Source organism: Shimia marina (assembly GCF_001458175.1).
GTDB classification, from domain to species: Bacteria; Pseudomonadota; Alphaproteobacteria; order Rhodobacterales; family Rhodobacteraceae; genus Shimia; species Shimia marina.
In genome coordinates this window covers 76,421-101,753 of the sequence record NZ_CYPW01000001.1, presented here as the reverse complement: position 1 = coordinate 101,753, position 25,333 = coordinate 76,421, and the positions used below count along the sequence as shown (strand labels likewise).

At 58.1% G+C, this 25,333-nt stretch carries 27 protein-coding genes; 26 read left to right on the top strand and 1 reads right to left on the bottom strand.

What is annotated here, in order from left to right; translation table 11 throughout:
- Nucleotides 1-68: 68 nt before the first annotated feature.
- On the bottom strand, nucleotides 69-680 hold the full coding sequence (locus tag SHM7688_RS00490; protein ID WP_058238142.1) for an OmpW/AlkL family protein: 612 nt from the start codon (nucleotides 678-680) through the stop codon (nucleotides 69-71).
- 212 nt (nucleotides 681-892) lie between these two features.
- On the opposite strand from SHM7688_RS00490, the gene SHM7688_RS00485 reads away from it, so the two are divergent.
- From SHM7688_RS00485 to SHM7688_RS00360, 26 genes are all read left to right on the top strand, one after another.
- On the top strand, nucleotides 893-2,497 hold the full coding sequence (locus SHM7688_RS00485) for a carboxyl transferase domain-containing protein (protein ID WP_058238062.1): 1,605 nt from the start codon (nucleotides 893-895) through the stop codon (nucleotides 2,495-2,497).
- A gap of 83 nt (nucleotides 2,498-2,580) precedes the next feature.
- Complete coding sequence (locus SHM7688_RS00480; protein ID WP_058238061.1) at nucleotides 2,581-4,533, top strand: acetyl/propionyl/methylcrotonyl-CoA carboxylase subunit alpha; 1,953 nt, start codon at nucleotides 2,581-2,583, stop codon at nucleotides 4,531-4,533.
- Nucleotides 4,530-5,195, top strand: a complete 666-nt coding sequence (locus SHM7688_RS00475) for a glutathione S-transferase family protein (protein ID WP_058238060.1) — start codon at nucleotides 4,530-4,532, stop codon at nucleotides 5,193-5,195. Before SHM7688_RS00480 ends, SHM7688_RS00475 begins: the two co-directional genes overlap by 4 nt.
- Before the next feature lie 3 nt (nucleotides 5,196-5,198).
- The gene (locus tag SHM7688_RS00470; protein ID WP_058238059.1) at nucleotides 5,199-6,062 is read left to right on the top strand and encodes a hydroxymethylglutaryl-CoA lyase; all 864 of its coding nucleotides are present in this window, start codon (nucleotides 5,199-5,201) and stop codon (nucleotides 6,060-6,062) included.
- Between the two features lie 18 nt (nucleotides 6,063-6,080).
- Nucleotides 6,081-6,866 (top strand): crotonase/enoyl-CoA hydratase family protein, encoded by a 786-nt coding sequence (locus SHM7688_RS00465; protein WP_223229259.1) that lies wholly within the window; start codon nucleotides 6,081-6,083, stop codon nucleotides 6,864-6,866.
- Nucleotides 6,867-7,387: 521 nt separating this feature from the next.
- Nucleotides 7,388-7,753, top strand: a complete 366-nt coding sequence (locus SHM7688_RS00460) for an NADH-quinone oxidoreductase subunit A (RefSeq protein WP_058238057.1) — start codon at nucleotides 7,388-7,390, stop codon at nucleotides 7,751-7,753.
- Nucleotides 7,744-8,277 (top strand): NuoB/complex I 20 kDa subunit family protein, encoded by a 534-nt coding sequence (locus SHM7688_RS00455; RefSeq protein WP_188128126.1) that lies wholly within the window; start codon nucleotides 7,744-7,746, stop codon nucleotides 8,275-8,277. Before SHM7688_RS00460 ends, SHM7688_RS00455 begins: the two co-directional genes overlap by 10 nt.
- Entirely contained in the window at nucleotides 8,274-8,882 is a 609-nt protein-coding gene (locus SHM7688_RS00450) for an NADH-quinone oxidoreductase subunit C (protein WP_058238055.1), read from the top strand. The genes SHM7688_RS00455 and SHM7688_RS00450 overlap by 4 nt, the downstream gene beginning before the upstream one ends.
- Nucleotides 8,883-8,894: 12 nt before the next feature.
- Entirely contained in the window at nucleotides 8,895-9,155 is a 261-nt protein-coding gene (locus tag SHM7688_RS00445; RefSeq protein WP_144432444.1) for a hypothetical protein, read from the top strand.
- Between the two features lie 7 nt (nucleotides 9,156-9,162).
- Nucleotides 9,163-10,386, top strand: coding sequence for an NADH-quinone oxidoreductase subunit D (locus tag SHM7688_RS00440; RefSeq protein WP_188128129.1), 1,224 nt, complete (start codon nucleotides 9,163-9,165; stop codon nucleotides 10,384-10,386).
- On the top strand, nucleotides 10,386-11,486 hold the full coding sequence (nuoE, locus tag SHM7688_RS00435) for an NADH-quinone oxidoreductase subunit NuoE (RefSeq protein ID WP_058238052.1): 1,101 nt from the start codon (nucleotides 10,386-10,388) through the stop codon (nucleotides 11,484-11,486). Before SHM7688_RS00440 ends, nuoE begins: the two co-directional genes overlap by 1 nt.
- Before the next feature lie 3 nt (nucleotides 11,487-11,489).
- Nucleotides 11,490-11,717 carry a DUF5337 domain-containing protein gene (locus tag SHM7688_RS00430; protein ID WP_058238051.1) on the top strand — a complete coding sequence of 76 codons (228 nt, stop codon included), beginning with the start codon at nucleotides 11,490-11,492 and terminating at the stop codon, nucleotides 11,715-11,717.
- A 4-nt stretch (nucleotides 11,718-11,721) separates the two neighbouring features.
- Entirely contained in the window at nucleotides 11,722-13,020 is a 1,299-nt protein-coding gene (nuoF, locus tag SHM7688_RS00425) for an NADH-quinone oxidoreductase subunit NuoF (protein WP_058238050.1), read from the top strand.
- 9 nt (nucleotides 13,021-13,029) lie between these two features.
- Nucleotides 13,030-13,413, top strand: a complete 384-nt coding sequence (locus tag SHM7688_RS00420; protein ID WP_144432443.1) for a hypothetical protein — start codon at nucleotides 13,030-13,032, stop codon at nucleotides 13,411-13,413.
- 103 nt (nucleotides 13,414-13,516) lie between these two features.
- Nucleotides 13,517-13,921 carry a DUF5333 domain-containing protein gene (locus SHM7688_RS00415; protein ID WP_058238048.1) on the top strand — a complete coding sequence of 135 codons (405 nt, stop codon included), beginning with the start codon at nucleotides 13,517-13,519 and terminating at the stop codon, nucleotides 13,919-13,921.
- Between the two features lie 2 nt (nucleotides 13,922-13,923).
- Entirely contained in the window at nucleotides 13,924-15,936 is a 2,013-nt protein-coding gene (gene nuoG, locus SHM7688_RS00410) for an NADH-quinone oxidoreductase subunit NuoG (RefSeq protein ID WP_058238047.1), read from the top strand.
- 8 nt (nucleotides 15,937-15,944) lie between these two features.
- Nucleotides 15,945-16,361, top strand: a complete 417-nt coding sequence (locus SHM7688_RS00405) for a YNQ4 family lipoprotein (protein WP_058238046.1) — start codon at nucleotides 15,945-15,947, stop codon at nucleotides 16,359-16,361.
- A gap of 6 nt (nucleotides 16,362-16,367) precedes the next feature.
- Nucleotides 16,368-17,408: an NADH-quinone oxidoreductase subunit NuoH gene (gene nuoH, locus SHM7688_RS00400; RefSeq protein ID WP_058238045.1), complete on the top strand. Its 1,041-nt coding sequence runs from the start codon at nucleotides 16,368-16,370 to the stop codon at nucleotides 17,406-17,408.
- A 1-nt stretch (nucleotide 17,409) separates the two neighbouring features.
- Nucleotides 17,410-17,904, top strand: coding sequence for an NADH-quinone oxidoreductase subunit NuoI (gene nuoI, locus SHM7688_RS00395; RefSeq protein WP_058238141.1), 495 nt, complete (start codon nucleotides 17,410-17,412; stop codon nucleotides 17,902-17,904).
- 24 nt (nucleotides 17,905-17,928) lie between these two features.
- Nucleotides 17,929-18,336, top strand: a complete 408-nt coding sequence (locus tag SHM7688_RS00390) for a carboxymuconolactone decarboxylase family protein (RefSeq protein WP_058238044.1) — start codon at nucleotides 17,929-17,931, stop codon at nucleotides 18,334-18,336.
- Nucleotides 18,333-18,941, top strand: a complete 609-nt coding sequence (locus SHM7688_RS00385; protein ID WP_058238043.1) for an NADH-quinone oxidoreductase subunit J — start codon at nucleotides 18,333-18,335, stop codon at nucleotides 18,939-18,941. Before SHM7688_RS00390 ends, SHM7688_RS00385 begins: the two co-directional genes overlap by 4 nt.
- A 38-nt stretch (nucleotides 18,942-18,979) precedes the next feature.
- Complete coding sequence (gene nuoK / locus SHM7688_RS00380; RefSeq protein ID WP_058238042.1) at nucleotides 18,980-19,285, top strand: NADH-quinone oxidoreductase subunit NuoK; 306 nt, start codon at nucleotides 18,980-18,982, stop codon at nucleotides 19,283-19,285.
- Between the two features lie 6 nt (nucleotides 19,286-19,291).
- On the top strand, nucleotides 19,292-21,442 hold the full coding sequence (gene nuoL, locus SHM7688_RS00375) for an NADH-quinone oxidoreductase subunit L (protein ID WP_058238041.1): 2,151 nt from the start codon (nucleotides 19,292-19,294) through the stop codon (nucleotides 21,440-21,442).
- Nucleotides 21,412-22,986, top strand: coding sequence for an NADH-quinone oxidoreductase subunit M (locus SHM7688_RS00370; protein WP_058238040.1), 1,575 nt, complete (start codon nucleotides 21,412-21,414; stop codon nucleotides 22,984-22,986). The genes nuoL and SHM7688_RS00370 overlap by 31 nt, the downstream gene beginning before the upstream one ends.
- A 14-nt stretch (nucleotides 22,987-23,000) precedes the next feature.
- A complete protein-coding gene (nuoN, locus tag SHM7688_RS00365) occupies nucleotides 23,001-24,446 on the top strand; it encodes an NADH-quinone oxidoreductase subunit NuoN (RefSeq protein WP_058238039.1) in 1,446 nt (481 codons plus the stop codon).
- A 120-nt stretch (nucleotides 24,447-24,566) separates the two neighbouring features.
- On the top strand, nucleotides 24,567-25,319 hold the full coding sequence (locus SHM7688_RS00360; protein ID WP_058238038.1) for a biotin--[acetyl-CoA-carboxylase] ligase: 753 nt from the start codon (nucleotides 24,567-24,569) through the stop codon (nucleotides 25,317-25,319).
- Nucleotides 25,320-25,333 lie beyond the last annotated feature (14 nt).

The window sequence follows — 25,333 nt, the reverse complement described above, 5'->3', positions numbered from 1 at the left end:
AAAACAAAATGACCGGCCTTGTGAAAGGCCGGTCACATGCAAGGGCAGGGTGCCCTGACCCATCAGGATCAGAATTTATGCACGTAGGACATGCCAACCAGAATTGGGTCAATCTCAGCGGTGCCCGCTGCGTTACCGCCAATGGTGACGTCTGTGTCGATGTCAAACCAGCGCACGTTCAGACGCACTGCGCCTTTTTCAGAGATCTGATAGTCCAGACCGGCCTGCACGGCCACGCCCCAGCTGTCGTCCAGTTCGATGGACGTGTTGGAACCGATCAGCTTTTCATCGGAGAAAGCGGTGTAGTTCAGACCGATCCCGGCGTAGGGCGACCATTTGGACCCGGTGTCAAAGTGGTAGTTGATCGAGAGGGTGGGCGGCAGGTGCTTGGTGGTGGCCGCTGCGTTGCCGTCCAAAGAAATTTCATGTTTGAACTGCGTCGCCGCCAGCAATTCGATGCCGATATTGTCCCAGACAAAATATTCTGCGGTGAAGATCGGGCGCACGTCGCTGTCGATGGTGGCCGCTGCGCCGCCCACGGTGCCGTTGTCGGATTTCGGGTTCAGGTAGCCAAGACCGATCCCCAAGGTCCAATCCCCCGCAGACTGCGCATAGGCTGCGCCACCCGCCACTGTCGCGATTGCTGTGCTAAGAGCCAAAACAGTACTGATACGTTTCATGGTGAGACCCATTCTTTCATTGTTATTCCATGTCGTGAGTCCCGCGTAGGGGATTTGCCGAGTCGCAACTCTGATATGAGTCAAAAACGAAAAACAAACCCGTTTGAGCTGCGTCAAATACCGCGCGGCGTCGACCTTCGGGCCGCTGGAACTTTGCGCGCAGTCCAGCACAGACGCCATAGCTCAGCGCCACAATCCAAGATGGGGGGCCTATGAAGCTGCAATCCAAAATCATCACAGGATCCGAAGAGTTTGCCGCCAACCGCGCGGCACATCTGGAGATGCTCGCCACCGTGCGTGAGGTGGCTGAGGCTGCCCGAATGGGGGGCGGTGAAAAATCCCGCGCCCGTCATGAAAGCCGGGGCAAAATGCTGCCGCGCCGCCGCGTGGCCGGGTTGCTGGATCCGGGGTCGCCGTTTCTGGAGGTGGGGGCGACCGCAGCGCATGGCATGTATGAGGGCGCAGCCCCCTGTGCTGGCGTGGTGGCAGGCATCGGGCGCGTGCATGGTCAGGAGGTCATGGTTGTCTGCAATGATGCGACCGTAAAGGGCGGCACCTATTATCCGATGACCGTGAAAAAACATCTGCGCGCGCAGGAAATTGCAGAGCAGAACAATCTCCCCTGCGTTTATCTGGTGGACAGTGGCGGGGCCAATCTGCCCCAGCAGGATGAAGTCTTCCCGGATCGCGATCACTTTGGCCGCATCTTCTTCAATCAGGCCAACATGAGCGCGAAGGGCATCCCCCAGATCGCTGTGGTGATGGGCTCCTGCACCGCCGGCGGCGCCTATGTTCCGGCCATGTCTGATGTGACCATCATCGTCAAAGAGCAGGGCACCATTTTTCTGGCAGGCCCGCCATTGGTGAAGGCGGCCACAGGGGAGGTGGTCAGCGCCGAAGATTTGGGCGGCGGGGATGTGCACACGCGTCTCTCCGGTGTGGCGGATTATCTCGCAGATGATGATGCCCATGCGCTGGCCCTGGCGCGCGATGCGCTCAAACATCTCAACCGCAGCAAACCGCAGACCGTCGCGTGGCAGTCGCCAGAAGAGCCAGCCTATGACCCTGAGGATATTCTCGGTGTGGTGCCGGGCGGATTGCGCACGCCTTATGACATCCGTGAGGTAATTGCCCGCGTCGTCGATGGCTCGCGGTTTGACGAATTTAAAAAGCGCTTTGGCGAAACGCTGGTGTGCGGTTTTGCCCATGTCAAAGGCTGCCCCGTCGGGATCATCGCCAACAATGGGGTGCTCTATTCTGAAAGCGCGGCCAAAGGGGCGCATTTTGTGGAGCTCTGTTCCCAGCGAGGCATTCCTCTGGTGTTCTTGCAAAACATCACCGGCTTTATGGTCGGGCAGAAATATGAAGCCGAAGGCATCGCCCGCCATGGCGCCAAAATGGTGACCGCCGTGGCCACCACCAAAGTGCCGAAAATCACCATGCTGGTGGGCGGCTCCTTTGGGGCGGGCAATTACGGCATGGCGGGTCGGGCCTATTCGCCGCGTTTCTTGTGGTCATGGCCCAACTCCCGCATCTCTGTGATGGGCGGCGAGCAGGCCGCAGGTGTGCTGGCGACGGTCAAACGCGATGCCATCGAGCGTCAGGGGGGGGAATGGTCAGCGGAAGAAGAAGCGGCCTTCAAACAGCCAACGCTTGATATGTTCGAAGAGCAAAGCCACCCGCTCTACGCCTCTGCACGCCTGTGGGACGATGGCATTGTGGACCCGCGCAAAACCCGCGACGTGCTGCATCTGAGCCTGTCGGCGTCTTTGAATGCCCCAATTGAAGAGACCAAATTTGGCGTCTTCCGCATGTGATCTTCTCTTGACCCTAAAATATCCCCGGGGGTCCGGGGGCAGGCAGCCCCCGGTCCGACGTCTCAACACAAAGGATGCGCCCGATGTTTGATAAAATTCTGATTGCCAATCGCGGCGAAATCGCCTGCCGCGTGATGGAGACCGCCCGTGCCATGGGCGTGAAAACCGTCGCCGTCTACTCTGATGCGGATGCCACCGCCAAACATGTGGCGCTGGCCGATCAGGCCGTGCACATCGGCGGTGCAGCACCGGCAGAGAGCTATCTCAAAGGGGATGTGATCATTCAGGCGGCGCTGGATACCGGCGCGCAGGGCATCCACCCGGGCTATGGTTTCCTGTCGGAAAACCCTGAGTTTGTGGAGGCTGTTGAGGCCGCAGGGCTTACGTTCATTGGCCCTTCCGCCAGCGCGATCCGTGCGATGGGCCTCAAAGATGCGGCCAAAGCCTTGATGGAAGAGGCCAATGTGCCGGTGGTGCCTGGCTATCACGGCACCAATCAGGACGGTGCGTTTCTGGCAGAGCAGGCTGCAGAAATCGGCTACCCTGTTCTGATCAAGGCGGTTGCGGGCGGCGGCGGCAAAGGCATGCGGCTTGTGCAAGAGCCTGCTGAATTTGCGGATGCGCTGGCCAGCGCGCAGGGGGAGGCCACCACAGCCTTCGGCAATCCCGATGTGCTGATCGAGAAATTTGTCACCAGCCCCCGCCATATTGAGGTGCAGGTGTTTGGCGATGGCACAGAGGCGGTGCATCTGTTTGAACGCGACTGCTCTTTGCAGCGTCGGCACCAGAAGGTGATCGAGGAAGCGCCCGCACCGGGCATGACAGAGGCGATGCGCGCCGCCATGGGGGAAGCAGCAGTGCGGGCGGCCGAGGCCATTGGCTACAAAGGGGCAGGCACCATTGAGTTTATCGTGGATGGCAGCGATGGTCTGCGGCCCGATGGGTTCTGGTTCATGGAAATGAACACCCGCCTTCAGGTCGAACATCCCGTGACCGAGATGATCACCGGTGTGGATCTTGTCGAGTGGCAATTGCGGGTGGCCGCAGGCGAGCCTCTGCCCAAAACGCAAGAGGCGCTCAGCATCACAGGGCATGCCTTTGAGGCCCGGATCTATGCCGAAGATGTGCCCAAGGGCTTTTTGCCCGCAACCGGCACCCTGTCCCACCTTGCGTTCCCACAGGATGCGCGCATCGACAGTGGTGTGCGCGCCGCCGACACGATCAGCCCATGGTACGATCCGATGATTGCCAAGCTTGTGGTGCATGGGCCAACCCGGGCTATGGCGCTCAAACAGCTCGAACATGCGCTGCGCCACACGGATGTGGGCGGCACGGTCACCAACGTCAGCTTTCTGGCGCTTTTGGCCGCGCAGGAAGATTTTGCCGCCGGGCGCGTGGACACCGGCTTGATCGAGCGCCACATGGACGCACTCGCAACCCAGCCAACGGCCTGTTCCAAAGCCCGTGCGGTGGCGGCGCTGACAGCTTTGGGGTTGCGGCCACTGGATGGATCTGCGCCGGCCGAGACGCTGGTTCTGTGGTCTTCTCTGACCCATAGCCTGTCCCTGATCCACAATGATGTGCCCTTTTCGGTGGATGTCACGGTGACCGACACCGCAGAGTATCTGGTTGCCCTTGAGGATGCGACACATCGCGTCACGTTCCGGGGCGGGAGCTGGTGGGTGGAGGGCACCAAGGTCACCGCCCGTACGGCTCGCGACGGTGCAGAACTGACGGTGTTCTGGGGCAATGGATACCGCTTTGTGGTGGTGGATCCGCTTGAGCGAGAAGAGGATGTCGGGGCCGGTGGCAACACGATTGTTGCGCCGATGCCGGGGCTTGTGAAGGCGGTCTTCGCCGTTGCGGGGCAAGAGGTGACCCAGGGGGATCGTCTTGCCATTTTGGAAGCCATGAAGATGGAACACGCCATGCTGGCTCCCCGCGATGGTGTCGTGGCGGATGTTGTGGTTGCTGAAGGGGCGCAAGTGGAAGATGGCACGGCGCTGATCCTGCTGGAAGAAGAGGAAGACGCATGAGCATCACGCTGCATCACGTCCCCTTTTCACGCTCCTTTCGGGTGCTCTGGCTGTTAGAAGAGCTGGGGCTTTCTGCACAGATTGTCATGCACAGCATCCGCGCAGGCACCATGCGCCAGCCGGACATGCGCGCACTCAGTCCCGCAGGGCGTGTGCCTGCGCTGGAAATTGACGGGATGTGCCTCTTTGAAAGCGGCGCAATCGTTGAATATCTTGCCGAAACCCATCCAGAGGCTGGCTTGGCCGCTTTGCCCGGCACGCCCGACCGCGCGCGGTATTTGCAAATGGTGCATTTTGCCGAAACTCAGGCGTCTCTGCTGGAACAGTTGAACATGTCGCATGTGTTTCTGCGTGACCCGGCGCAGGCCTCCCCAACGGTCATCAAGCTCACCACCATGCGGTTGCACGCCACGCTGGGCGCGCTGGAAAGCCTGCTCGGCGATCAGGAGTTCCTTTTGGCGCAAGGATTTTCGGCAGCGGACATCATGATGGGGTTCAATCTCTTTGCTGCACCTTACTATGTGGATCTCGCAGAGTTTCCAAAGCTATGTGCCTATCGCGACCGCATTGCTGCGCGTCCAGCCTATGTGGCGGCCCGTGCCAAAGATGGCGAACAGGAGTTCTACACGCAGGATTTTTACCCCGTGCCGGAAGGAGCCTGACCCATGGCATCCCGCGTTGAGATTTTTGAAATGGGCCCGCGTGATGGGTTACAGAATGAAAAACGTCAGATCCCCACGGCGGAGAAAATCGCACTGGTCGACTGTCTCAGCCGCGCCGGGTTTCGCCGTATTGAGGTCGCCAGCTTTGTCAGCCCGAAATGGGTGCCGCAGATGGCGGACAGTGCCGACGTCCTTGCAGGCATCTGTCGACATGACGGGGTGCACTATGCGGCGCTGACGCCCAATATGCGTGGTTTTGAGGGAGCCGTTGCCGCCAAGGCGGATGAAATTGCGATCTTCGGCTCCGCCTCTGAAGGGTTTTCCAAGGCCAATATCAACGCAACAATCGCAGAGAGTTTTGAGCGTTTTGCTCCCATTGTCGCGGCGGCCAAAGAGATTGGCCTCCCGGTGCGCGGCTACGTCAGCTGTGTCACCGATTGCCCCTACGATGGGCCAACCCCCCCACAGGCGGTGGCAAAGGTGGCACAGCATCTGCATGAGGTGGGCTGCTATGAAGTCAGCCTTGGAGACACCATCGGGCAGGGGACACCTGAAACCATCACCGCAATGCTTGAAGCGGTACTGGATCACGTTCCAGCAGACCGGTTGGCCGGGCATTATCACGACACGTCTGGACGGGCGCTGGCCAATATCGAAGCCTCCCTTGATCACGGGCTGCGGGTGTTTGATGCGGCTGTCGGCGGGCTAGGGGGATGCCCCTATGCGCCGGGAGCTGCGGGCAATGTTGCCACAGAAGCGGTGCATGGGCGGCTGACGACCTTGGGCTATAGTACCGGGCTTGATGGCGATGTCCTCGCACAGGCCGCAGATCTGGCACGCAACATGCGCAGTTTGCCCACTCTTTAAAGATAAGGAACACCACCAGTGACTTATGAGACACTTTTGATTGACATGGATGACCGGGGTGTTGCCACTCTCACCCTGAACCGTCCCGAAAAGCACAATGCCATGTCCGGCCAGATGATCGTGGAGTTGAAAGCAGCAGCACAGGCGCTGGGCGCGGATGAGACTGTGCGTGTGGTTGTACTGACTGGCGCGGGCAAGAGCTTTTGTGCAGGCGGGGATCTGGGCTGGATGCAAGCTCAGATGGCCGCCGATGCAAAAACGCGCTTTATAGAGGCGCGCAAACTGGCGGAGGCCTTGCAGGCTCTGAACACCTTGCCAAAGCCGTTGATCGGCCGGCTGCAGGGCAATGCGTTTGGCGGCGGTGTTGGGCTGGCCAGCGTCTGTGACGTGGCCATTGGCATGGACAGTTTGACCATGGGATTGACCGAAACCAGACTGGGTCTCATCCCGGCCACCATCGGTCCTTATGTTCTGTCGCGTATGGGAGAGGCCATGGCGCGGCGCGTGTTTATGTCTGCGCGCCTGTTTGGTGCCGCCGAAGCGGTGACTTTGGGGCTTTTGGCCAAAGCCGTCTCTTCCGAGACGCTGGACGCGGCCGTTGAGGCGGAAGTGCAGCCTTATCTGTCCTGCGCGCCACAGGCTGTGGCGCGCGCCAAAACCCTTGCGCGCACGCTGGGCCCGCGCATCGATGATGCGGTGATTGATCACACCATTGGGGAATTGGTGGCCTGTTGGGAAGGGCAGGAGGCCCAAGATGGCATTCAGGCGTTTTTCAATAAGGAAAAGCCGTCCTGGGCGCGATAGGCCGCATTTTTGCAAGAAACTGCGCGGACCCTGCTGCGCTCAACTGAGCTGCAATGCGATGTTAGGTCTTCCCGCCGCGATCACCCTACACTGGGTGGTCGCGGTTTCTTTATGGGGTAAGCTATTGCGAGTAAGCTGCTTTCATCCTGTGGTGGTGGTCGCGCGACAATGCGCAGAGCGGAAATTGAGCGTTGCCGCGTTTCTGTCGGGAGAGGCATTGCAGAAATGCATCGGGAGAGTCGCTAATATGACTATTTTAGTCGGAAAAAGCGCAGGACGTGGAATCAAAGACATAATGTCCAGTATTCAAGGGGGACGGTACAAAAAAACTGGTTGGCCGATTGACGCACGTCTTTGTGAAATTGGCTTAATGCTTTGAAAATAAACAATATTAACCAATTTTATACCCATCTAAAATATCGCGGGAATTATTGACCCCGGCAAGGGGCGGGAGTAAACCCGCAGAGAGCCTTTACAGCCATTTGACTGCGCCGCAGATGCGGGCATGAAAGGAGCTACCTTTGGAAGAGATACTCAGGGAATATTTCCCCATTCTCGTCTTCATGGCCGTCGCCATAGGTCTTGGACTGGTCTTCATCCTCGCAGCCGTGGTTCTGGCCGTTCGCCATCCTGATCCGGAAAAAGTGTCTGCCTACGAATGTGGTTTCAACGCATTTGATGACGCGCGTATGAAATTTGACGTCCGGTTCTACCTCGTTTCCATCCTTTTCATCATCTTCGATCTCGAAATTGCCTTCCTGTTCCCCTGGGCGGTGGCCTTCAAAGATGTCTCGATGATCGGCTTCTGGTCCATGATGGTGTTCCTCGCTGTCCTGACCATTGGCTTTGCCTATGAATGGAAGAAAGGGGCCTTGGAATGGGAGTGATGACGGGCGCAAATACCGCTGGTGTGGACAAGGAAGTTGTCACTCAGGCGCTGAATACTGAGTTGCAGGACAAAGGGTTCCTGCTGACCAATGCCGAAGATCTGATCAACTGGGGCCGTACCGGCTCTCTGCACTGGATGACCTTTGGTCTGGCCTGCTGCGCGGTTGAGATGATGCACACCTCCATGCCGCGCTATGATGCAGAGCGTTTTGGCATCGCTCCACGCGCTTCCCCACGTCAGTCTGATGTGATGATCGTGGCAGGTACGCTCACCAACAAAATGGCACCTGCATTGCGCAAGGTCTATGACCAGATGCCAGAGCCACGCTATGTGATCTCGATGGGCTCTTGTGCCAATGGCGGCGGCTATTATCACTACAGCTATTCTGTGGTGCGCGGTTGTGACCGTATTGTGCCTGTCGACATCTACGTGCCCGGTTGCCCTCCGACCGCCGAAGCCCTGCTTTATGGTCTGTTGCAGCTGCAACGCAAAATTCGCCGCACGGGGACCATTGAAAGATGAGCGAAGACCTCAAAGAACTTGGCGCTTACATTGAACTCAAGCGTCCGGATTGTGTCATTGGCTGGGATGTGGCGTTTGACGAGCTGACAATTGATGTGGCCCCGGCCAACATCGCGCCGTTTGTGTCCTTCCTGAAAACCGATGCAACCTGCCGGTTTTCCACTCTGGTGGATGTGACGGCTGTAGACTACCCAGAGCGTGCGAAACGGTTTGATGTGGTCTATCACTTCCTCAGCATGTTCCAGAACCAGCGCGTGCGCCTGCGTGTGTCTGTGCGCGAAGATGAAATGGTGCCCTCGATTGTGCCGGTGCACCCCTCTGCCAACTGGTTTGAGCGCGAAGTCTTTGACATGTTCGGCATCATCTTCTCCGATCACCCGGACCTGCGCCGCCTGCTGACCGATTATGGCTTCCGTGGCCACCCGCTGCGCAAGGATTTCCCGACCACCGGCTACACCGAAGTGCGCTATGACGAAGTGCAGAAGCGCGTGGTCTATGAGCCTGTGCAGCTCACACAGGACTATCGCCAGTTTGATTTCATGTCGCCATGGGAAGGGGCCAACTATATCCTGCCCGGTGACGAGAAAACCGGTGTAGACAAGTGATGGGAGTATCAATTGGAAATTCAGCCATTAGATCAGTTTGTGGTGACTCCAATGCGCATGTCTGCTGCCCAACTGGCAATGCTGTGGCTAGAAATTTCGATACAAATTACGCAACTGGCTTCCGTAGCATTGGTATTGGCCGCCATACCTCTTTGGCGGATTTTGCCGCGCGTCGGATATTCAAAGTGGTGGGCGCTCAGCGCAGCCTTTCCGCCAGCAGTGATCGTGTGGCTGTGGATCATCGGTTTCCGGCCAAAGGGACACAGGGAGTAGACAAATGATGGACGGCTCCAAATTTGACGACGGCAGCGTGGATGCGCTGAGCGGCGAACAGAAGATCCGCAACTTCAACATCAACTTCGGCCCGCAGCACCCAGCGGCCCACGGCGTGCTGCGTCTGGTGCTGGAGCTGGATGGCGAGATCGTTGAGCGTTGCGACCCGCACGTCGGCCTGTTGCACCGTGGCACCGAAAAGCTGATGGAAAGCCGCACTTATCTGCAAAACCTGCCCTATCTCGACCGCCTCGATTATGTGGCGCCGATGAACCAGGAACATGCATGGTGTCTGGCGATTGAAAAACTGACCGGCACAGAGGTGCCGCGCCGCGCCCAGCTCATTCGCGTGCTGTTCTGCGAAATTGGCCGTGTGCTGAACCACCTGATGAACATCACCACACAGGCGATGGACGTCGGCGCGCTGACCCCGCCGCTCTGGGGGTTTGAAGAGCGTGAAAAGCTCATGGTGTTCTATGAGCGCGCCTGTGGTGCGCGTCTGCACGCCAACTATTTCCGCCCCGGTGGTGTCCATCAGGATCTGCCGGACAAGCTGGTGGATGATATCGAAGAATGGGCCATCGAGTTCCCAGAGGTCATCCAGGACATTGATGACCTGCTGACCGAAAACCGGATTTTCAAACAGCGCAATGTGGACATTGGTGTGGTCACCGAAAAAGACGTGCTTGATTATGGCATGTCCGGTGTGATGGCGCGCTCTGTGGGCATGGCATGGGATCTGCGCCGCGCGCAGCCTTATGAGTGCTACAACGAGTTTGAATTCCAGATTCCGGTTGGCAAAAACGGCGACTGTTATGACCGCTACCTGATGCGCATGGAAGAGATGCGCCAGTCGGTCAGCATCATGCGTCAGGCCATCGTGAAACTGCGCGAAGCCACCGGCGATGTGCTGTCGCGCGGCAAGCTGACCCCGCCCAAACGCGGCGATATGAAAACCTCGATGGAAAGCCTGATCCACCACTTCAAGCTTTACACCGAAGGCTTCCACGTGCCTGCCGGTGAAGTCTACGCCGCTGTCGAAGCGCCCAAAGGCGAATTTGGCGTCTATATGGTGGCGGATGGCACCAACAAACCCTACCGCGCCAAGCTGCGCGCGCCGGGCTATCTGCACCTGCAGGCGATGGATCACATCGCCACCGGCCACCAGCTTGCTGACGTTGCCGCCATCATTGGCACCATGGACATCGTGTTTGGGGAGATCGACCGCTAATGCTGCGCCGTTTGTATCACGAACAGCCCGAAAGCTTTGCTTTCACCGCCGCCAACCAGACTTGGGCGGAAGGCCAGATCACCAAATATCCCGAAGGCCGTCAGGCCTCTGCCGTGATCCCGCTTTTGTGGCGCGCGCAGGAACAGGAAGGCTGGCTGTCCAAGCCCGCGATTGAGGCCGTCGCCGACATGCTTGGCATGGCCTATATGCGCGTGCTTGAGGTGGCATCCTTCTACTTCATGTTCCAGCTGCAGCCAGTGGGCTCTGTGGCCCATATTCAGATCTGCGGCACCACCTCCTGCATGATCTGCGGCGCAGAAGATCTGATCGCGGTCTGCAAAGATAAAATCGCTGCCAAGCCGCATGAACTTTCGGCAGATGGCAAATTCTCTTGGGAAGAGGTCGAATGTCTCGGGGCCTGCACCAACGCCCCCATGGCACAGATCGGCAAAGACTATTTTGAGGATCTGACCGCCGAAGGCTTTGCCAAGATGCTGGATGAGATGGCCGCAGGCAAGGTGCCCACGCCGGGTCCACAGAATGGCCGTTACGCCTCCGAGCCGCTTGCCGGCCTGACCAGCCTGACGGACCATGACAGCGGCAAGACGCAATACAATGCCTCCGTGCAACTGGCGACCGACATTGGCGACAGCATCAAGCGCATTGACGGCACCGAAGTGCCAATCCTGACCCCATGGGTGGGCAAGGACGGTGTGGTTGCAGGCCGTGCCGCCGAAGGCCAGCCACCCAAACCTGCGCCCGCGCCCAAACCGGCTGTGAAACAGGCGGAAGAAGCCAAAAAAGCGGATGCGCCAAAGGCGGCAAAATCTGCGCCAGAGGTCTCTGAAGGCTCTGATGATCTGAAAAAGCTGAAAGGTGTTGGCCCTGCATTGGAGAAGAAACTCCACGATGCTGGCGTGACATCTTTTGCACAGATCGCAGCATGGGGGGCTGACGACATTGCAGAAATGGATGACAAGCTCTCCTTCAAGGGCCGCATTGAACGGGACGGCTGGGTCGAACAGGCCAAACTCCTTGCCGCTGGCGAAGAGACCGAATTCTCAAAGAAAGTCGCCAAGGGCGACGTGTACGAGGATTAATCCATGGCGGCTGATTTTCAGAACTCTCCCACTGCCAAACAGGGGCGCTTTGCGGCTCTGGTGATCGCAGGCACGGGGTTGTTCTGGATTGCAGCCATTGTGATCGGGGAATGGCTTGCGCTGCCAGAGCGCACGCGGGCCCTGCTCGATCTGATCGCTTTGGCGGGGTTTGTCTTCGCCTTGGTGTTGATATTCAGAATTTGGCGCGCGCGTCAGGAAGACAAAGGGTAACGGGATGCTCCAAGATCAAGACCGTATCTTTACCAACCTCTACGGCATGCATGACCGTACATTGGCAGGTGCAAAGGCGCGTGGTCATTGGGATGGCACCGCAAAGCTGATCCAAGAGGGGCGTGACAAGATCATCGACACCATGAAGGCCTCTGGCCTGCGTGGGCGCGGTGGTGCGGGCTTCCCGACCGGCCTGAAGTGGTCCTTCATGCCCAAGGAAAGCGATGGCCGTCCGGCCTATCTGGTGATCAACGCCGATGAATCCGAGCCCGGCACCTGTAAAGACCGCGAAATCATGCGCCACGATCCGCATACGCTGATCGAAGGGGCGTTGATTGCCTCTTTCGCGATGAATGCGCATACCTGCTACATCTACATCCGCGGCGAGTACATCCGCGAACGCGAGGCGCTGCAGGCAGCCATTGATGAAGCTTATGATGCGGGTCTTCTGGGCAAAAACGCAGCGGGCTCCGGCTGGGATTTTGACCTGTTCCTGCACCACGGGGCAGGGGCCTATATCTGTGGTGAAGAAACCGCTCTGCTGGAAAGCCTTGAGGGCAAAAAAGGCATGCCCCGCATGAAGCCACCCTTCCCGGCGGGCGCAGGTCTTTATGGCTGCCCGACCACGGTGAACAATGTGGAATCCATCGCAGTCGTGCCGACCATCCTGCGGCGCGGCGGCGAGTGGTTTGCAAGCTTTGGTCGCCCCAACAATGCAGGCACCAAACTCTTCGGTATTTCCGGCCATGTGAACAATCCCTGTGTGGTCGAAGAGGAGATGTCGATCTCCTTTGAGGAACTGATAGAGAAGCACTGCGGCGGCATTCGCGGCGGCTGGGACAATCTGCTGGCGGTGATCCCCGGTGGCTCCTCCGTGCCTTGTGTGCGTGGCGAAAACATGCGCGATGCGATCATGGATTTTGACTATCTGCGCAACGACCTTGGCTCTGGCCTGGGAACGGCTGCGGTGATTGTCATGGACAAGCAGACCGACATCGTCAAAGCGATCTGGCGTCTGTCCAAATTCTACAAACACGAAAGCTGTGGTCAGTGTACCCCGTGTCGCGAAGGCACCGGTTGGATGATGCGCGTGATGGATCGTCTGGTGAAAGGCGAAGCAGAGATCGAAGAGATCGACATGCTTTGGGATGTGACCAAACAGGTTGAAGGCCACACGATCTGCGCGCTTGGCGATGCGGCGGCCTGGCCAATTCAGGGCCTGATCCGCAACTTCCGCGATGAGATCGAGGACCGGATCAAAGCCAATAAAACCGGGCGCAAAAGCGCCATTGCAGCGGAGTAATCCAAGACCATGATCAGAACTATCGTAAACAGCCAGCGTTTGTCGCCAGCCTCTATCGCGGTGCTGCTTGTCGCAGCCACAGCGCTTTCGGCATGCGGTGAGGGCTTCCGCGATAGTTTCCGCAACAAGCGCACCTCCGTCGCTTTCGACGGTTTTGTCTTCAAGGCCAAGGCCAAAGAAGTCAGCAAGGATGCGCGTGATCACTTCACGGTCTCTGTGTCTCGCGTCAACCAAAGCCTGAACGGTGCGCGTCAGGCCGGGGCCCATGAGGCGGTCAAATACTGCATCAGTGAATATGGCACCTCCAATGTGGAGTGGGTTGTTGGCCCTGAAAGCGAAGGGCTCATTCCTGTGGATGACAAAATTCAACTCGAGGGGTTCTGTCGTCCGTGACCTGTTATCTGACATACCCCGGTTGTTATTGCCTATCAGCGCGTCCTGCGTCCCACCTGAGCGCGGCAAAGACTTGCTTTGCCAATGCAAAAGGAGTGTCCGCATGAAACCGTTGATGTCTGCCGTTCTGGTATCCGCCATTTTGACTGGCAGCATGGCGCTGGCCAATCCCCCTCTGCGGGAGGTCAAAGAGATTGACGATCCGCTTTACTGGGCGCTGGTCGCTTTTGAAATTTCCGAAGTCTGCGACAGTATTGATGCGCGCACCGTCAAGGGGCTCTCTGATGGCTGGGGCTTGATCCGCAAGGCCCGTCAGTTGGGCTACAGCGACGAAGAAATCAAAAGCTATATGAGGTCTGACACCGAAAAGGCGCGTATGCGTGCCCGTGGTGAGGCCTATTTCAAGCATAAGGGCGCGTCTTACGACGATCCCGAAACATTCTGTGCGCTCGGGCGGATAGAAATCGAACGAAACAGCCAGATCGGCGTGTATTTGAGGGCGAAGTGAGCATGTCTGACCTCCGCAAAATCATCATCGACGAGCAAGAAGTCGAGGTAGAGGGCGCAATGACCTTGATCCAGGCCTGCGAACAGGCCGGGGTCGAAATCCCGCGTTTCTGCTACCACGAGCGCCTGTCGATCGCAGGCAACTGCCGGATGTGTCTTGTGGAAGTTGTCGGCGGGCCGCCCAAGCCCGCCGCCTCCTGCGCCATGCAGGTGCGCGATCTGCGCCCGGGGCCAGAGGGTCAACCGCCGGTGGTGAAAACCAGCTCCCCCATGGTCAAAAAAGCACGCGAAGGTGTGATGGAATTCATGCTGATCAACCACCCGCTGGATTGCCCGATCTGCGATCAGGGTGGCGAGTGTGATCTTCAGGATCAGGCCATGGCCTATGGCATAAGCGAAAACCGCTTCAAAGAGCCCAAACGTGCGGTGGATGATCTCAACCTCGGCCCGCTGGTGGCCACAACCATGACCCGCTGCATTTCCTGCACCCGCTGTGTGCGTTTCACCACCGAGGTGGCCGGCATCACTCAGATGGGGCAAACCGGTCGTGGCGAAGATGCGGAGATCACCAGCTACCTGAACCAGACTCTGGACAGCAACCTGCAGGGCAACATCATTGATCTCTGCCCGGTGGGCGCGCTGACCTCCAAGCCTTACAGCTTCACCGCCCGTCCTTGGGAGTTGACCAAGACGGAAACCATCGACGTGATGGATGCGCTTGGCTCCAACATCCGCGTGGACACCAAGGGCCGCGAAGTTATGCGCATTCTGCCGCGCAACCATGACGGCGTGAACGAAGAGTGGATTTCGGACAAAACCCGTTTTGTCTGGGACGGCCTGCGCCGTCAGCGTCTGGACACGCCTTATGTGCGTGTCGATGGCAAGCTGAAGCCCGCAACCTGGGGCGAGGCGCTCTCTGCTGCTGCCACAGCCATGAAAGGCAAGAAACTGGCCGCGTTGGTCGGGGATCTTGCGCCAGTCGAAGCGATCTTTGCGCTGAAACAGATTGTCGAAGGGCTCGGTGGGGCCATTGAAAGCCGCACCAATGGCGCGCCTATTCCGGCGGACAACCGCTCTGCTTATGTGGGCAACGCCTCCATCGAAGACATTGAGGGTGCCAAAGAGATCATCCTGATTGGCACCAATCCGCGCAACGAAGCGCCGGTTCTGAACGCGCGCATTCGCAAGGCCTGGAGCAAAGGGGCCAATGTCACCGTGATTGGTGATGGCACCATGGATCTGACCTATGACTACACGCACGCTGGCGCAGATCGCGCAGCCCTTGGCGCGCTGGTTGATGATTCCGCCACCAAAGAGGGTGTCATCGTGATCGTGGGGCAGGGCGCGATTGGCGAAGGGGACGGCGTGGCCGTGCTGAGCAACGCCATGGCGGCCACCGAAAAGATGGGCGGCAAAATGCTGGTGCTGCACACCGCGGCGTCCCGTGTTGGTGCGCTTGATCTGGGCGCGGTGACCTCTGGTGGTCTGGACGTCGCCACCGAGGGGGCTGAGGTGATCTTCAACCTTGGCGCGGATGAAGTGGACATCGCCAAAGGGCCGTTTGTGATCTACCAAGGCAGCCATGGCGATCGTGGCGCAAACCGCGCCGATGTGATCCTGCCAGCCGCAGCTTATACCGAAGAAAACGGACTGTTCGTAAATACAGAAGGACGCCCACAGTTGGCCATGCGCGCAGGCTTCGCACCGGGGCAGGCCAAAGAAAACTGGGCCATCCTGCGCGCATTGAGCGCAGAGCTGGGTGCCACGTTGGCTTATGACTCGCTGGCGCAGCTGCGTCAGGCGCTGGTGAAAGAGGTGCCGCACCTCAAACAGATCGATCAGGTTGTGGAAAATGAATGGCAGCCGCTGGAACCTGCCAAGCTGAAAAACGGTGATTTCAAATCTGCGGTCTCCGACTTCTATCTGACCAATCCAATCGCACGCGCCAGCGCGCTGATGGCAGAGCTCGCCGCAGCGGCCAAAGCGCGGTCCGAAACCAAGATGGCGGCGGAATAATCAAGAACATGTCTCTGTCTTTCCGTCATATCCTGCTTGCTCCAGTCGCTCTGGCCGGGCTCTCGGCCTGCACGGCGCAGACCGGCGGGGAGGTGGCGCGCGGCGAAGTCGCGTTTGATCCCATCTACGAAGGCGTGGAAACCCGCCTTTTGGAAGGGGATTTGGTGAATTTCCGCGTCGCCATGAGCGGCGCGCGGGATGCAGAAGATGTGCATGACTACGCTGAATGTGCCGCGGCGCAATACGCGCTGATCCGCGGCTTCGGTTTTGCGCGCCATGTGCGCACAACAACAGATAATCAAGGTGGCCTCTGGAGTGGAGATGCGGTCTATACCATCTCCCCCGCGCTGCCGCGTGGTCTGAAGACAATTGACGCAGAAGTCGTTGTCGCAGACTGCGAAGACAACGGAATACCCACGGTGTGAGGACCCATGACTGAATTCTTTACCACCACATACCTCGGCATCTTCCTCCTGACACTTGGGCAGGTGCTGCTGGTTGTCGTGCCGCTTCTGGTCGCGCTGGCTTTCCTGCTTTATGCCGACCGTAAGATCTGGGCCGCCGTGCAGCTGCGCCGTGGCCCCAACGTCGTGGGCACCTTTGGCCTGCTACAGAGTTTCGCCGACTTCGTGAAATATGCGGTGAAAGAGATCGTGTATCCGGCGGGCTCTGACAAAGTGGTCTTCCTGCTCGCCCCAATGGTGAGCCTCGTGATGGCTCTGATCGCTTGGGCGGTGATTCCTTTCAACGATGGCTGGGTGGTCTCTGATCTCAACGTGGCCATTCTCTATGTCATGGCGATCAGCTCGCTTGAAGTCTATGGCGTGATCATGGGCGGCTGGGCCTCCAACTCCAAATACCCCTTTCTTGGCTCGCTGCGCTCTGCGGCACAGATGATCTCTTATGAGGTCTCGCTGGGCCTGATCATCATCGGTGTGATCATCACCACCGGCTCGATGAACTTTGGTGACATCGTCAACGCACAGGATGGCAACTATGGTGCGTTGAGCTGGTACTGGCTGCCGCATTTCCCAATGCTGTTCCTCTTCCTGATTTCCGCCATGGCCGAGACCAACCGCCCCCCGTTTGACTTGCCCGAAGCGGAATCCGAACTGGTGGCCGGCTATCAGGTGGAATACAGTTCCACGCCCTTCCTGCTGTTCATGATCGGCGAATATGTGGCCATCGTGCTGATGTGCGCGCTGGTGTCCCTGCTGTTCCTTGGTGGCTGGCTGTCCCCGGTGAACTTCTTGCCTGATGGCATTTTCTGGATGCTGGCTAAGATCTGCTTTGTCTTCTTCATCTTCTCGATGGTGAAGGCAATCACCCCGCGCTACCGCTACGACCAACTGATGCGCATTGGCTGGAAAGTCTTCCTGCCCATGTCCCTGATCTGGGTTGTGCTGGTGTCTTTCCTTGCAAAATTCGAACTCTTCGGCGGCGCATATGCCCGCTGGGCGATTGGAGGCTGATATGACGGCAATCGACTACAAACGTGCCGCCGGCTACTTCCTGCTGAAGGATTTCATCGGTGGCTTCAAACTGGGCATGAAGTATTTCTTTAAACCCAAGGCCACTGTGAACTACCCACATGAAAAAGGCCCGCTGTCGCCGCGCTTCCGTGGTGAACATGCCCTGCGCCGTTACCCAAACGGCGAAGAGCGCTGCATTGCCTGTAAGCTCTGTGAGGCGATCTGCCCGGCGCAAGCCATCACCATTGATGCAGAACCCCGCGAAGATGGCTCCCGCCGCACCACGCGTTATGACATCGACATGACCAAATGCATCTATTGCGGCTTCTGCCAGGAGGCCTGCCCGGTGGATGCGATTGTCGAAGGCCCAAATTTCGAATTTGCGACCGAAACCCGCGAAGAACTGTTCTATGACAAGGCCAAGCTCTTGGAGAATGGCGCACGTTGGGAAGCAGAGATCGCACGCAACCTGGAAATCGACGCCCCGTACCGTTGATGCCTCAGTAAAGAGTGAGACCCGATGAGCGACAGCAAAAATCCCTATCAGGCGATGTTCGCCCAGTATCAGGAGATGGCCAAAGCCTTCAATCCTGCGCTGGAATCCTTCACGCCCAAAGGGTTTGAGGCGCTCTGGCCCACCATGCCCAAAGACGTCATGGAGATGTTCTTTGGCAACACCATCAATCAGGGTGGGCTTGATGCCAAGACCCGCCTGCTGCTGACCTTGGGCGCGCTGACCATGCTGGGCGCTCAGGCAGATTCTCAAATTCGGCTCACCATTCGGCACCTGATCGAAGTGGAAGCCACAAAACAAGAAATCGTGGAAACCATCGGACAGATGTCGATGTTCGCAGGTATCCCCGCCACCACCCGCGCAATGGAAATTGTGCAGGAGGTTCTGGCGGAAAAAGAGGGAAGTGACACATGACCATCGCAGCTCTTGCGTTCTGGCTGTTTTCGATCTGCGTGATCACCGGCGGGTTTTTCACCGTCATCAGCCGCAACCCGGTGCACTCGGTGCTCTGGCTTATTCTCGCGTTCCTGAGCGCGGCGGGGCTTTTTGTACTGTTGGGGGCAGAGTTTGTGGCGATGCTTCTGATCATCGTCTATGTCGGGGCCGTGGCCGTGCTCTTCCTTTTTGTGGTGATGATGCTGGATGTGGACTTCGCCGAACTTAAGGCAGGTATGGCACAATATATGCCGCTCGCGCTGCTGATCGGGGTGATCCTGCTCATGCAACTGGGCATGGCCTTTGGCGTCTGGCAATTTGCCGATGAGGCGCAGGCCCTGCGCGGTGCTGTCACCCCCACCGATGCCCACAACACGCAGGCTCTGGGTCTGATCCTCTATGATCAATACTTCCTGCTCTTCCAACTGGCGGGTCTGATCCTGCTGGTTGCGATGATCGGGGCGATCGTGCTGACCCTGCGCCACCGCAAAGACATCAAACGTCAGGACGTGCTGCAGCAAATGTGGCGCGATCCCAAAGACGCGATGGAACTGAAAGACGTAAAACCGGGGCAGGGGCTGTAAGCCCCCCGGAAGAGATAAAAAGAACCGAGGGACCAAATATGATTGGTTTGGAACACTACCTAGGCGTGGCGGCAGCGCTTTTCGTCATCGGCATTTTCGGCCTCTTCCTGAACCGGAAGAACATCATCATTCTGTTGATGTCGATTGAACTTATTCTGCTGTCTGTGAACATCAACCTTGTGGCCTTCTCGGCATTCCTCGACGATCTGGTCGGGCAGGTCTTCGCGCTCTTCGTGATGACTGTGGCCGCCGCAGAAGCTGCCATCGGTCTGGCCATCCTCGTCTCCTTCTTCCGCAACCGCGGCACCATCGCGGTGGAAGATGTCAACGTGATGAAAGGCTAAGCGATCATGGAAAGCTTCATCCTCTTCGCGCCGCTTTTCGGCGCTCTGGTCGCAGGCTTCGGCTGGCGGGTGATTGGCGAAAAAGGCGCACAATGGCTCACCACCGGTCTGTTGTTCTGGTCCTGTTTCCTGAGCTGGATCGTCTTCATCGGTCTGGATGCCGAACAGGTCAAACAGGTGCATGTTCTGGACTTCATCCAATCCGGCCACCTGGACACCGCCTGGTCCATTCGCGTGGACCGTCTGACCGCGATCATGCTGATCGTTGTGACATCGGTCTCCGCCCTCGTGCATCTCTATTCCATGGGCTACATGGCCCATGATGAGAACTGGAAAGAGGGCGAGCACTACAAGGCGCGCTTCTTCGCCTATCTCTCTTTCTTCACCTTTACCATGCTGATGCTGGTGACGGCCGACAACCTGCTTCAGATGTTCTTTGGCTGGGAAGGTGTGGGTGTGGCCTCCTACCTGCTGATTGGCTTTTACTACAAGAAACCTTCGGCCAATGCGGCCGCGATGAAAGCATTCGTGGTCAACCGTGTGGGCGATTTTGGTTTCCTGCTGGGCATCTTTGGCATCTATATGCTGACCGACAGCATCAAGTTCGATGACATCTTTGCTGCCGCCCCGGCGCTGGCGGATATGACCATCACCTTCCTGTGGCGTGATTGGAATGCGGCCAACCTGCTGGCCTTCCTGCTCTTCATTGGCGCGATGGGCAAATCGGCCCAACTCTTCCTGCACACATGGTTGCCGGACGCGATGGAAGGCCCGACCCCGGTCTCCGCTCTGATCCACGCGGCAACCATGGTGACCGCCGGTGTCTTCCTTGTGTCGCGCATGTCGCCGCTGATGGAATATGCTGGCGACACCAAAGCCTTCATCGTTTTCCTTGGTGCCTCCACGGCCTTTGTGGCCGCCACCATCGGTCTGGTGCAAAACGACATCAAACGTGTGATCGCCTATTCAACCATGTCTCAGCTGGGCTACATGTTTGTGGCGGCAGGTGTCGGCGTTTATTCCGTGGCGATGTTCCACCTCTTCACGCACGCCTTCTTCAAAGCGATGCTCTTCCTTGGCGCAGGCTCTGTGATCCACGCGATGCACCACGAGCAGGACATGCGCAACTACGGCGGTCTGCGTAAGAAGATCCCCTATACCTTCTGGGCGATGATGATCGGCACCCTGGCCATCACCGGTGTGGGTATCCCGCTCACGCATATTGGCTTTGCCGGTTTCCTGTCCAAAGACGCCGTGATCGAAAGCGCCTATGCGGGCACTGCCGGAGGCTATGGCTTCTGGATGCTGGTTGTGGCGGCCGCGCTCACCAGCTTCTACAGCTGGCGTTTGATCTTCCTCACCTTCTATGGCGAGCCACGTGGCAACAAACACACCCATGATCACGCCCATGAAAGCCCGATGGTCATGCTGATCCCGCTGGGGGTGCTCTCACTTGGGGCGATCTTTGCAGGCATGATCTGGTATGGCTCCTTCTTTGGTGATCATGATCAGGTCAACAAGTTCTACGGCGTGCCTGCGCATCATGCAGAGCACAGCGAAGACCATGCGGAGGGTCACAAAGACGATCATGCCGAGGCCAAGCAAGACGATCATTCTCATGACGCGCATTGGGATGAGGATCACGCGGCCAAACATGACGATCCGGCGCATGCGGCTGTGGCCATGGCACATCACGGCGAGGCCCCCAAAGGGGCGATCTTCACCCACCCGGACAACCACGTCATGCACGATGCGCATTACGTGCCAACATGGGTCAAGGTCAGCCCGTTCATCGCAATGCTCTCAGGCCTTGTGATGGCGCTGTGGTTCTACATCTGGAACCCGTCCATGCCGGCCAAATGGGCAGAGAGCCAGCGTCCGCTGTACCTCTTCCTGCTCAACAAATGGTACTTTGACGAGATCTACAATTTCATCTTTGTCCGCCCGGCGCAGGCTTTGGGACGTTTCCTTTGGAAGCGCGGCGATGGTGACGTCATTGACGGCGGCATCAACGGTCTCGCCATGGGCATTGTGCCCTGGGTCACCAAATTGGCGGGCCGCGCACAGTCCGGCTACATCTTTACCTATGCACTGGCCATGGTCCTCGGCATCGTTGTGCTGATCACATGGATGACGCTCAGCGGAGGAGCGCACTAATGAACGACAGCTTGCTCTCCCTTGTCACCTTCTTGCCGACGTTTGCAGCGCTGATCCTTGTGATCTTCCTGCGCGGCGAAGATGAGATGGCACAGCGCAATGCCAAACGCGTCGCTCTGACCACCACAGTGATCACATTCCTTGTGTCGCTGTTTATTCTTGCGGGCTTTGATCCCTCCAATCCGGGCTTCCAGTTTGTGGAAGAACGCGAATGGGTCATGGGCATGACCTATAAAATGGGGGTTGATGGCATCTCGGTGCTCTTTGTGATGCTGACCACCTTCATCATGCCTTTGGTGATCTGGGGCTCTTGGGGCGTCACCAAGCGCGTCAAAGAATATATGATTGCCTTCCTGCTTCTGGAAACCCTGATGCTGGGCGTGTTCATGGCGCTGGATCTGGTGCTGTTCTACCTGTTCTTTGAGGCAGGCCTGATCCCGATGTTCCTGATCATCGGCATCTGGGGCGGCGCAAACCGCATCTATGCCTCCTTCAAATTCTTTCTTTATACCTTCCTTGGCTCGGTGCTGATGCTGGTGGCGATGGTCGCGATGTTTGTTCAGGCGGGGACCACCGACATTCCAACACTCATGACCCATGAATTTGCATCCGACACCATGCATGTTCTGGGCTTCACGGTGATTGGTGGCGTGCAGACCCTGATGTTCCTGGCCTTCTTCGCCTCTTTTGCGGTGAAAATGCCGATGTGGCCGGTGCACACATGGTTGCCCGATGCCCACGTTCAGGCCCCAACTGCGGGCTCGGTGGTTCTGGCCTCGATTTTGCTGAAGATGGGCGGCTATGGCTTCCTGCGCTTCAGCCTGCCCATGTTCCCAATTGGATCAGAGGTCATGACGCCGCTGATCCTGTGGATGTCTGCAATCGCTATTGTCTACACCTCGCTGGTGGCACTGGTGCAGGAAGACATGAAAAAGCTGATTGCTTATTCTTCGGTGGCGCATATGGGCTATGTGACCATGGGCATCTTTGCCGCCAACCAACAGGGCATTGATGGCGCGATCTTCCAGATGCTGAGCCACGGCTTCATTTCCGGCGCGCTCTTCCTCTGTGTGGGTGTGATCTATGACCGGATGCACACCCGTGACATCGACGCCTATGGCGGCCTTGTGACCCGCATGCCAGCCTATGCAACCATCTTCATGTTCTTCACCATGGCCAATGTCGGCCTGCCGGGCACTTCCGGCTTTGTTGGGGAGTTCCTGACGCTGATGGGCGTGTTCCAGGTCAACACATGGGTGGCACTGGTGGCCACGGCTGGGGTGATCTTCTCGGCGGCCTATGCGCTGTATCTCTACCGCCGCGTGGTCTTTGGCGATCTGATCAAGGAAAGCCTGAAATCGATCACCGACATGACCAGCCGTGAAAAGATGATCTTTGCTCCGCTGGTGGCCATGACCCTGATCCTGGGGGTCTACCCCTCACTGATCACGGACATCATCCACACATCGGTTGAAAACCTGATTTCTAACTATGAAACCGCATTGGCTCACGGCGCGTCCGTTGACCAAGCCGCGTCGCACTAAGGAGCGCTTGAGATATGCTTCAGGCTGATCTGAATATCATTCTCCCAGAGATCCTTCTGGCTCTCTATGCCATGCTGGCGCTGGTGACCGTGGTTTATACCGGGAAGGACAAGCTCGCACCGTTGCTCACATGGGTCACGGCCGGGGTGTTCATCCTGCTTGGGGTCTGGATTGGTGTGTCCGGCAACGGCGACAATGCAGCGTTCAATGGCACCTTCAACGACGATGCCTTCTCCCGCTTTGCCAAAGTGGCGATGCTGCTGTCCGGGGCGGCAGTTCTGGTGATGGGACAAGATCACATGTCCCGCCGTGGCATGCTACGGTTTGAGTATCCCATCCTCGTCTCACTGGCGATGGTGGGCATGATGACCATGGTCTCCGCAGGCGACCTGATTGTGCTCTACATGGGACTGGAGCTTCAGTCTCTGGCGCTCTACGTGGTCGCGTCCCTGCGTCGTGACGGCGTCAAATCCACCGAAGCGGGGATGAAATATTTCCTGCTCGGGGCGCTGTCCTCTGGTCTTCTGCTTTATGGCTCTTCGCTGGTCTATGGGTTCTCAGGCACCACGCAGTTTGCGGGCATCATCGAAGCGGTCGGCCATGGCCATGCGCCGCTGGGTCTTCTGTTTGGCCTGACCTTTGTGGTCTCTGGTCTGGCGTTCAAAGTGTCTGCCGTGCCGTTCCACATGTGGACCCCGGATGTCTACGAAGGTGCACCAACCCCGATCACGGCTTTCTTTGCCACCGCGCCAAAACTGGCCGCTATGGGGCTTTTTGCACGGGTGCTCTTTGATGCCTTTGGCGGTGTGATTGGCGACTGGCAACAAATCCTGGCCTTGCTTTCTGTGCTGTCCATGTTCCTTGGCGCCATCGCGGCCATTGGTCAGACCAACATCAAACGCCTGATGGCCTATTCCTCCATTGCGCATATGGGCTACGCCCTCATGGGCCTTGCGGCGGGCACCGCGCTTGGGATCGAAGCGATGCTGGTCTACATGGCGATCTACATGGCGATGAACATCGGTACCTTTGCCTTCATTCTCTCCATGGAAAAAGACGGACGTCCGGTCACCGACATTGCCTCCCTGAACATGTATTCCAAACAGTCCTCAGGCCGCGCACTGGCCATGCTGTTCCTGCTGTTCTCGCTGGCAGGTGTGCCACCATTCCTCGGCTTTTTTGGTAAGCTCTATGTGCTGCGCGCCGCTTTCGAAGGCGGGCTGGCATGGCTGGCGATTGCCGGTGTGATTGCCTCTGTGATTGGGGCCTTCTACTATCTGCGCATCGTGTACTTCATGTATTTCGGTGAAGAGACGGACGGCCTTGATCAGGCGCGCTCCCCGGTACAGAACATCCTGCTTGCCGCCAGCGCTGCGGTGATGCTTCTGGGGATTGTGAATTTCTTTGGCGTTGACAGCGCAGCACAGACCGCCGCTGCCGCGTTGATGCCACATCACTGATCTGTAGAGGATCGGTAAAAGAATGAGGCGCGCCCCTTGGGGCGCGCCGTTTCATTTGATAGGGGCATTGGGACGGGTCGTTTCGACCAAGCAAACAAATCTGGTGAGAAGACACAAACGATGAGCAACTGGCCTCAGGACTATGGTCGCCGTGTTTTGGCGGAAGTGGACAGCACCAACGCCGAAGCCGCACGGATTGCGCCCCAGCTTGCCGGGCCGGAATGGATCCTCGGCCTGCGCCAGACGCAGGGGCGTGGGCGCCGTGGGCGCGCATGGGTGGACCCAAATGGCAATTTTGCCGGCACGCTGGTCATGCGTCCCGCCGAAAGCCCCGATCAGGTGGCCCTGCGGTCGTTTGTGGCCTCGCTGGCACTCTATGATGCCTTTGTCGCCGTCACCGGCCGCAGCGACGGGCTGTCTCTGAAATGGCCCAATGATGTGCTGCTCAATGGTGGCAAAGTGGCGGGCATTTTGTTGGAAAGCGCGGGCATGGCGGGCGGCGCAGTCAGCCATATCGCCATCGGCATTGGCGTCAATCTGGCACAGGCACCAGATACAGGCGCGGTCGAGACACAGGCCACGCGCCCGGTGTCGCTCCTGTCTGAAACCGGCGCTGCGGTCAGTCCCGAAGAGTTCTTGGATGCGCTGGCCCCGGCCTATGCACAGTGGGAAGCACAGTTTGCCACCTATGGGTTTGAGCCCATCCGTACCGCCTGGCTGGCCCGGGCTGCGCGTATCGGTGAGGTGATCACAGCACGCACCACACGTGACGAAACGACAGGAACCTTTGAAACAGTGGACAGCGCAGGCAATCTGGTGTTGAAGACCGCGAAGGGCCGCGTGGCCATCCCCGCGGCAGACATTTTTTTCTGATCCGCACTTAAGGG

Excerpts from the sequence above, each read along its gene's own strand:
- nuoH (WP_058238045.1), top strand. The coding sequence starts at position 16,368 with ATGACTGAATTCTTTACCACCACATACCTCGGCATCTTCCTCCTGACA.
- SHM7688_RS00480 (WP_058238061.1), top strand. The coding sequence starts at position 2,581 with ATGTTTGATAAAATTCTGATTGCCAATCGCGGCGAAATCGCCTGCCGC.
- SHM7688_RS00490 (WP_058238142.1), bottom strand. The coding sequence starts at position 680 with ATGAAACGTATCAGTACTGTTTTGGCTCTTAGCACAGCAATCGCGACA.
- SHM7688_RS00430 (WP_058238051.1), top strand. The coding sequence starts at position 11,490 with ATGGCGGCTGATTTTCAGAACTCTCCCACTGCCAAACAGGGGCGCTTT.
- SHM7688_RS00405 (WP_058238046.1), top strand. The coding sequence starts at position 15,945 with ATGTCTCTGTCTTTCCGTCATATCCTGCTTGCTCCAGTCGCTCTGGCC.
- SHM7688_RS00415 (WP_058238048.1), top strand. The coding sequence starts at position 13,517 with ATGAAACCGTTGATGTCTGCCGTTCTGGTATCCGCCATTTTGACTGGC.
- SHM7688_RS00470 (WP_058238059.1), top strand. The coding sequence starts at position 5,199 with ATGGCATCCCGCGTTGAGATTTTTGAAATGGGCCCGCGTGATGGGTTA.
- nuoG (WP_058238047.1), top strand. The coding sequence starts at position 13,924 with ATGTCTGACCTCCGCAAAATCATCATCGACGAGCAAGAAGTCGAGGTA.
- nuoL (WP_058238041.1), top strand. The coding sequence starts at position 19,292 with ATGGAAAGCTTCATCCTCTTCGCGCCGCTTTTCGGCGCTCTGGTCGCA.
- SHM7688_RS00420 (WP_144432443.1), top strand. The coding sequence starts at position 13,030 with ATGATCAGAACTATCGTAAACAGCCAGCGTTTGTCGCCAGCCTCTATC.
- SHM7688_RS00450 (WP_058238055.1), top strand. The coding sequence starts at position 8,274 with ATGAGCGAAGACCTCAAAGAACTTGGCGCTTACATTGAACTCAAGCGT.
- SHM7688_RS00390 (WP_058238044.1), top strand. The coding sequence starts at position 17,929 with ATGAGCGACAGCAAAAATCCCTATCAGGCGATGTTCGCCCAGTATCAG.
- SHM7688_RS00485 (WP_058238062.1), top strand. The coding sequence starts at position 893 with ATGAAGCTGCAATCCAAAATCATCACAGGATCCGAAGAGTTTGCCGCC.
- SHM7688_RS00360 (WP_058238038.1), top strand. The coding sequence starts at position 24,567 with ATGAGCAACTGGCCTCAGGACTATGGTCGCCGTGTTTTGGCGGAAGTG.
- nuoF (WP_058238050.1), top strand. The coding sequence starts at position 11,722 with ATGCTCCAAGATCAAGACCGTATCTTTACCAACCTCTACGGCATGCAT.
- SHM7688_RS00440 (WP_188128129.1), top strand. The coding sequence starts at position 9,163 with ATGGACGGCTCCAAATTTGACGACGGCAGCGTGGATGCGCTGAGCGGC.
- SHM7688_RS00455 (WP_188128126.1), top strand. The coding sequence starts at position 7,744 with ATGGGAGTGATGACGGGCGCAAATACCGCTGGTGTGGACAAGGAAGTT.
- SHM7688_RS00475 (WP_058238060.1), top strand. The coding sequence starts at position 4,530 with ATGAGCATCACGCTGCATCACGTCCCCTTTTCACGCTCCTTTCGGGTG.
- nuoI (WP_058238141.1), top strand. The coding sequence starts at position 17,410 with ATGACGGCAATCGACTACAAACGTGCCGCCGGCTACTTCCTGCTGAAG.
- nuoN (WP_058238039.1), top strand. The coding sequence starts at position 23,001 with ATGCTTCAGGCTGATCTGAATATCATTCTCCCAGAGATCCTTCTGGCT.
- SHM7688_RS00385 (WP_058238043.1), top strand. The coding sequence starts at position 18,333 with ATGACCATCGCAGCTCTTGCGTTCTGGCTGTTTTCGATCTGCGTGATC.
- nuoK (WP_058238042.1), top strand. The coding sequence starts at position 18,980 with ATGATTGGTTTGGAACACTACCTAGGCGTGGCGGCAGCGCTTTTCGTC.
- SHM7688_RS00370 (WP_058238040.1), top strand. The coding sequence starts at position 21,412 with ATGGATGACGCTCAGCGGAGGAGCGCACTAATGAACGACAGCTTGCTC.
- nuoE (WP_058238052.1), top strand. The coding sequence starts at position 10,386 with ATGCTGCGCCGTTTGTATCACGAACAGCCCGAAAGCTTTGCTTTCACC.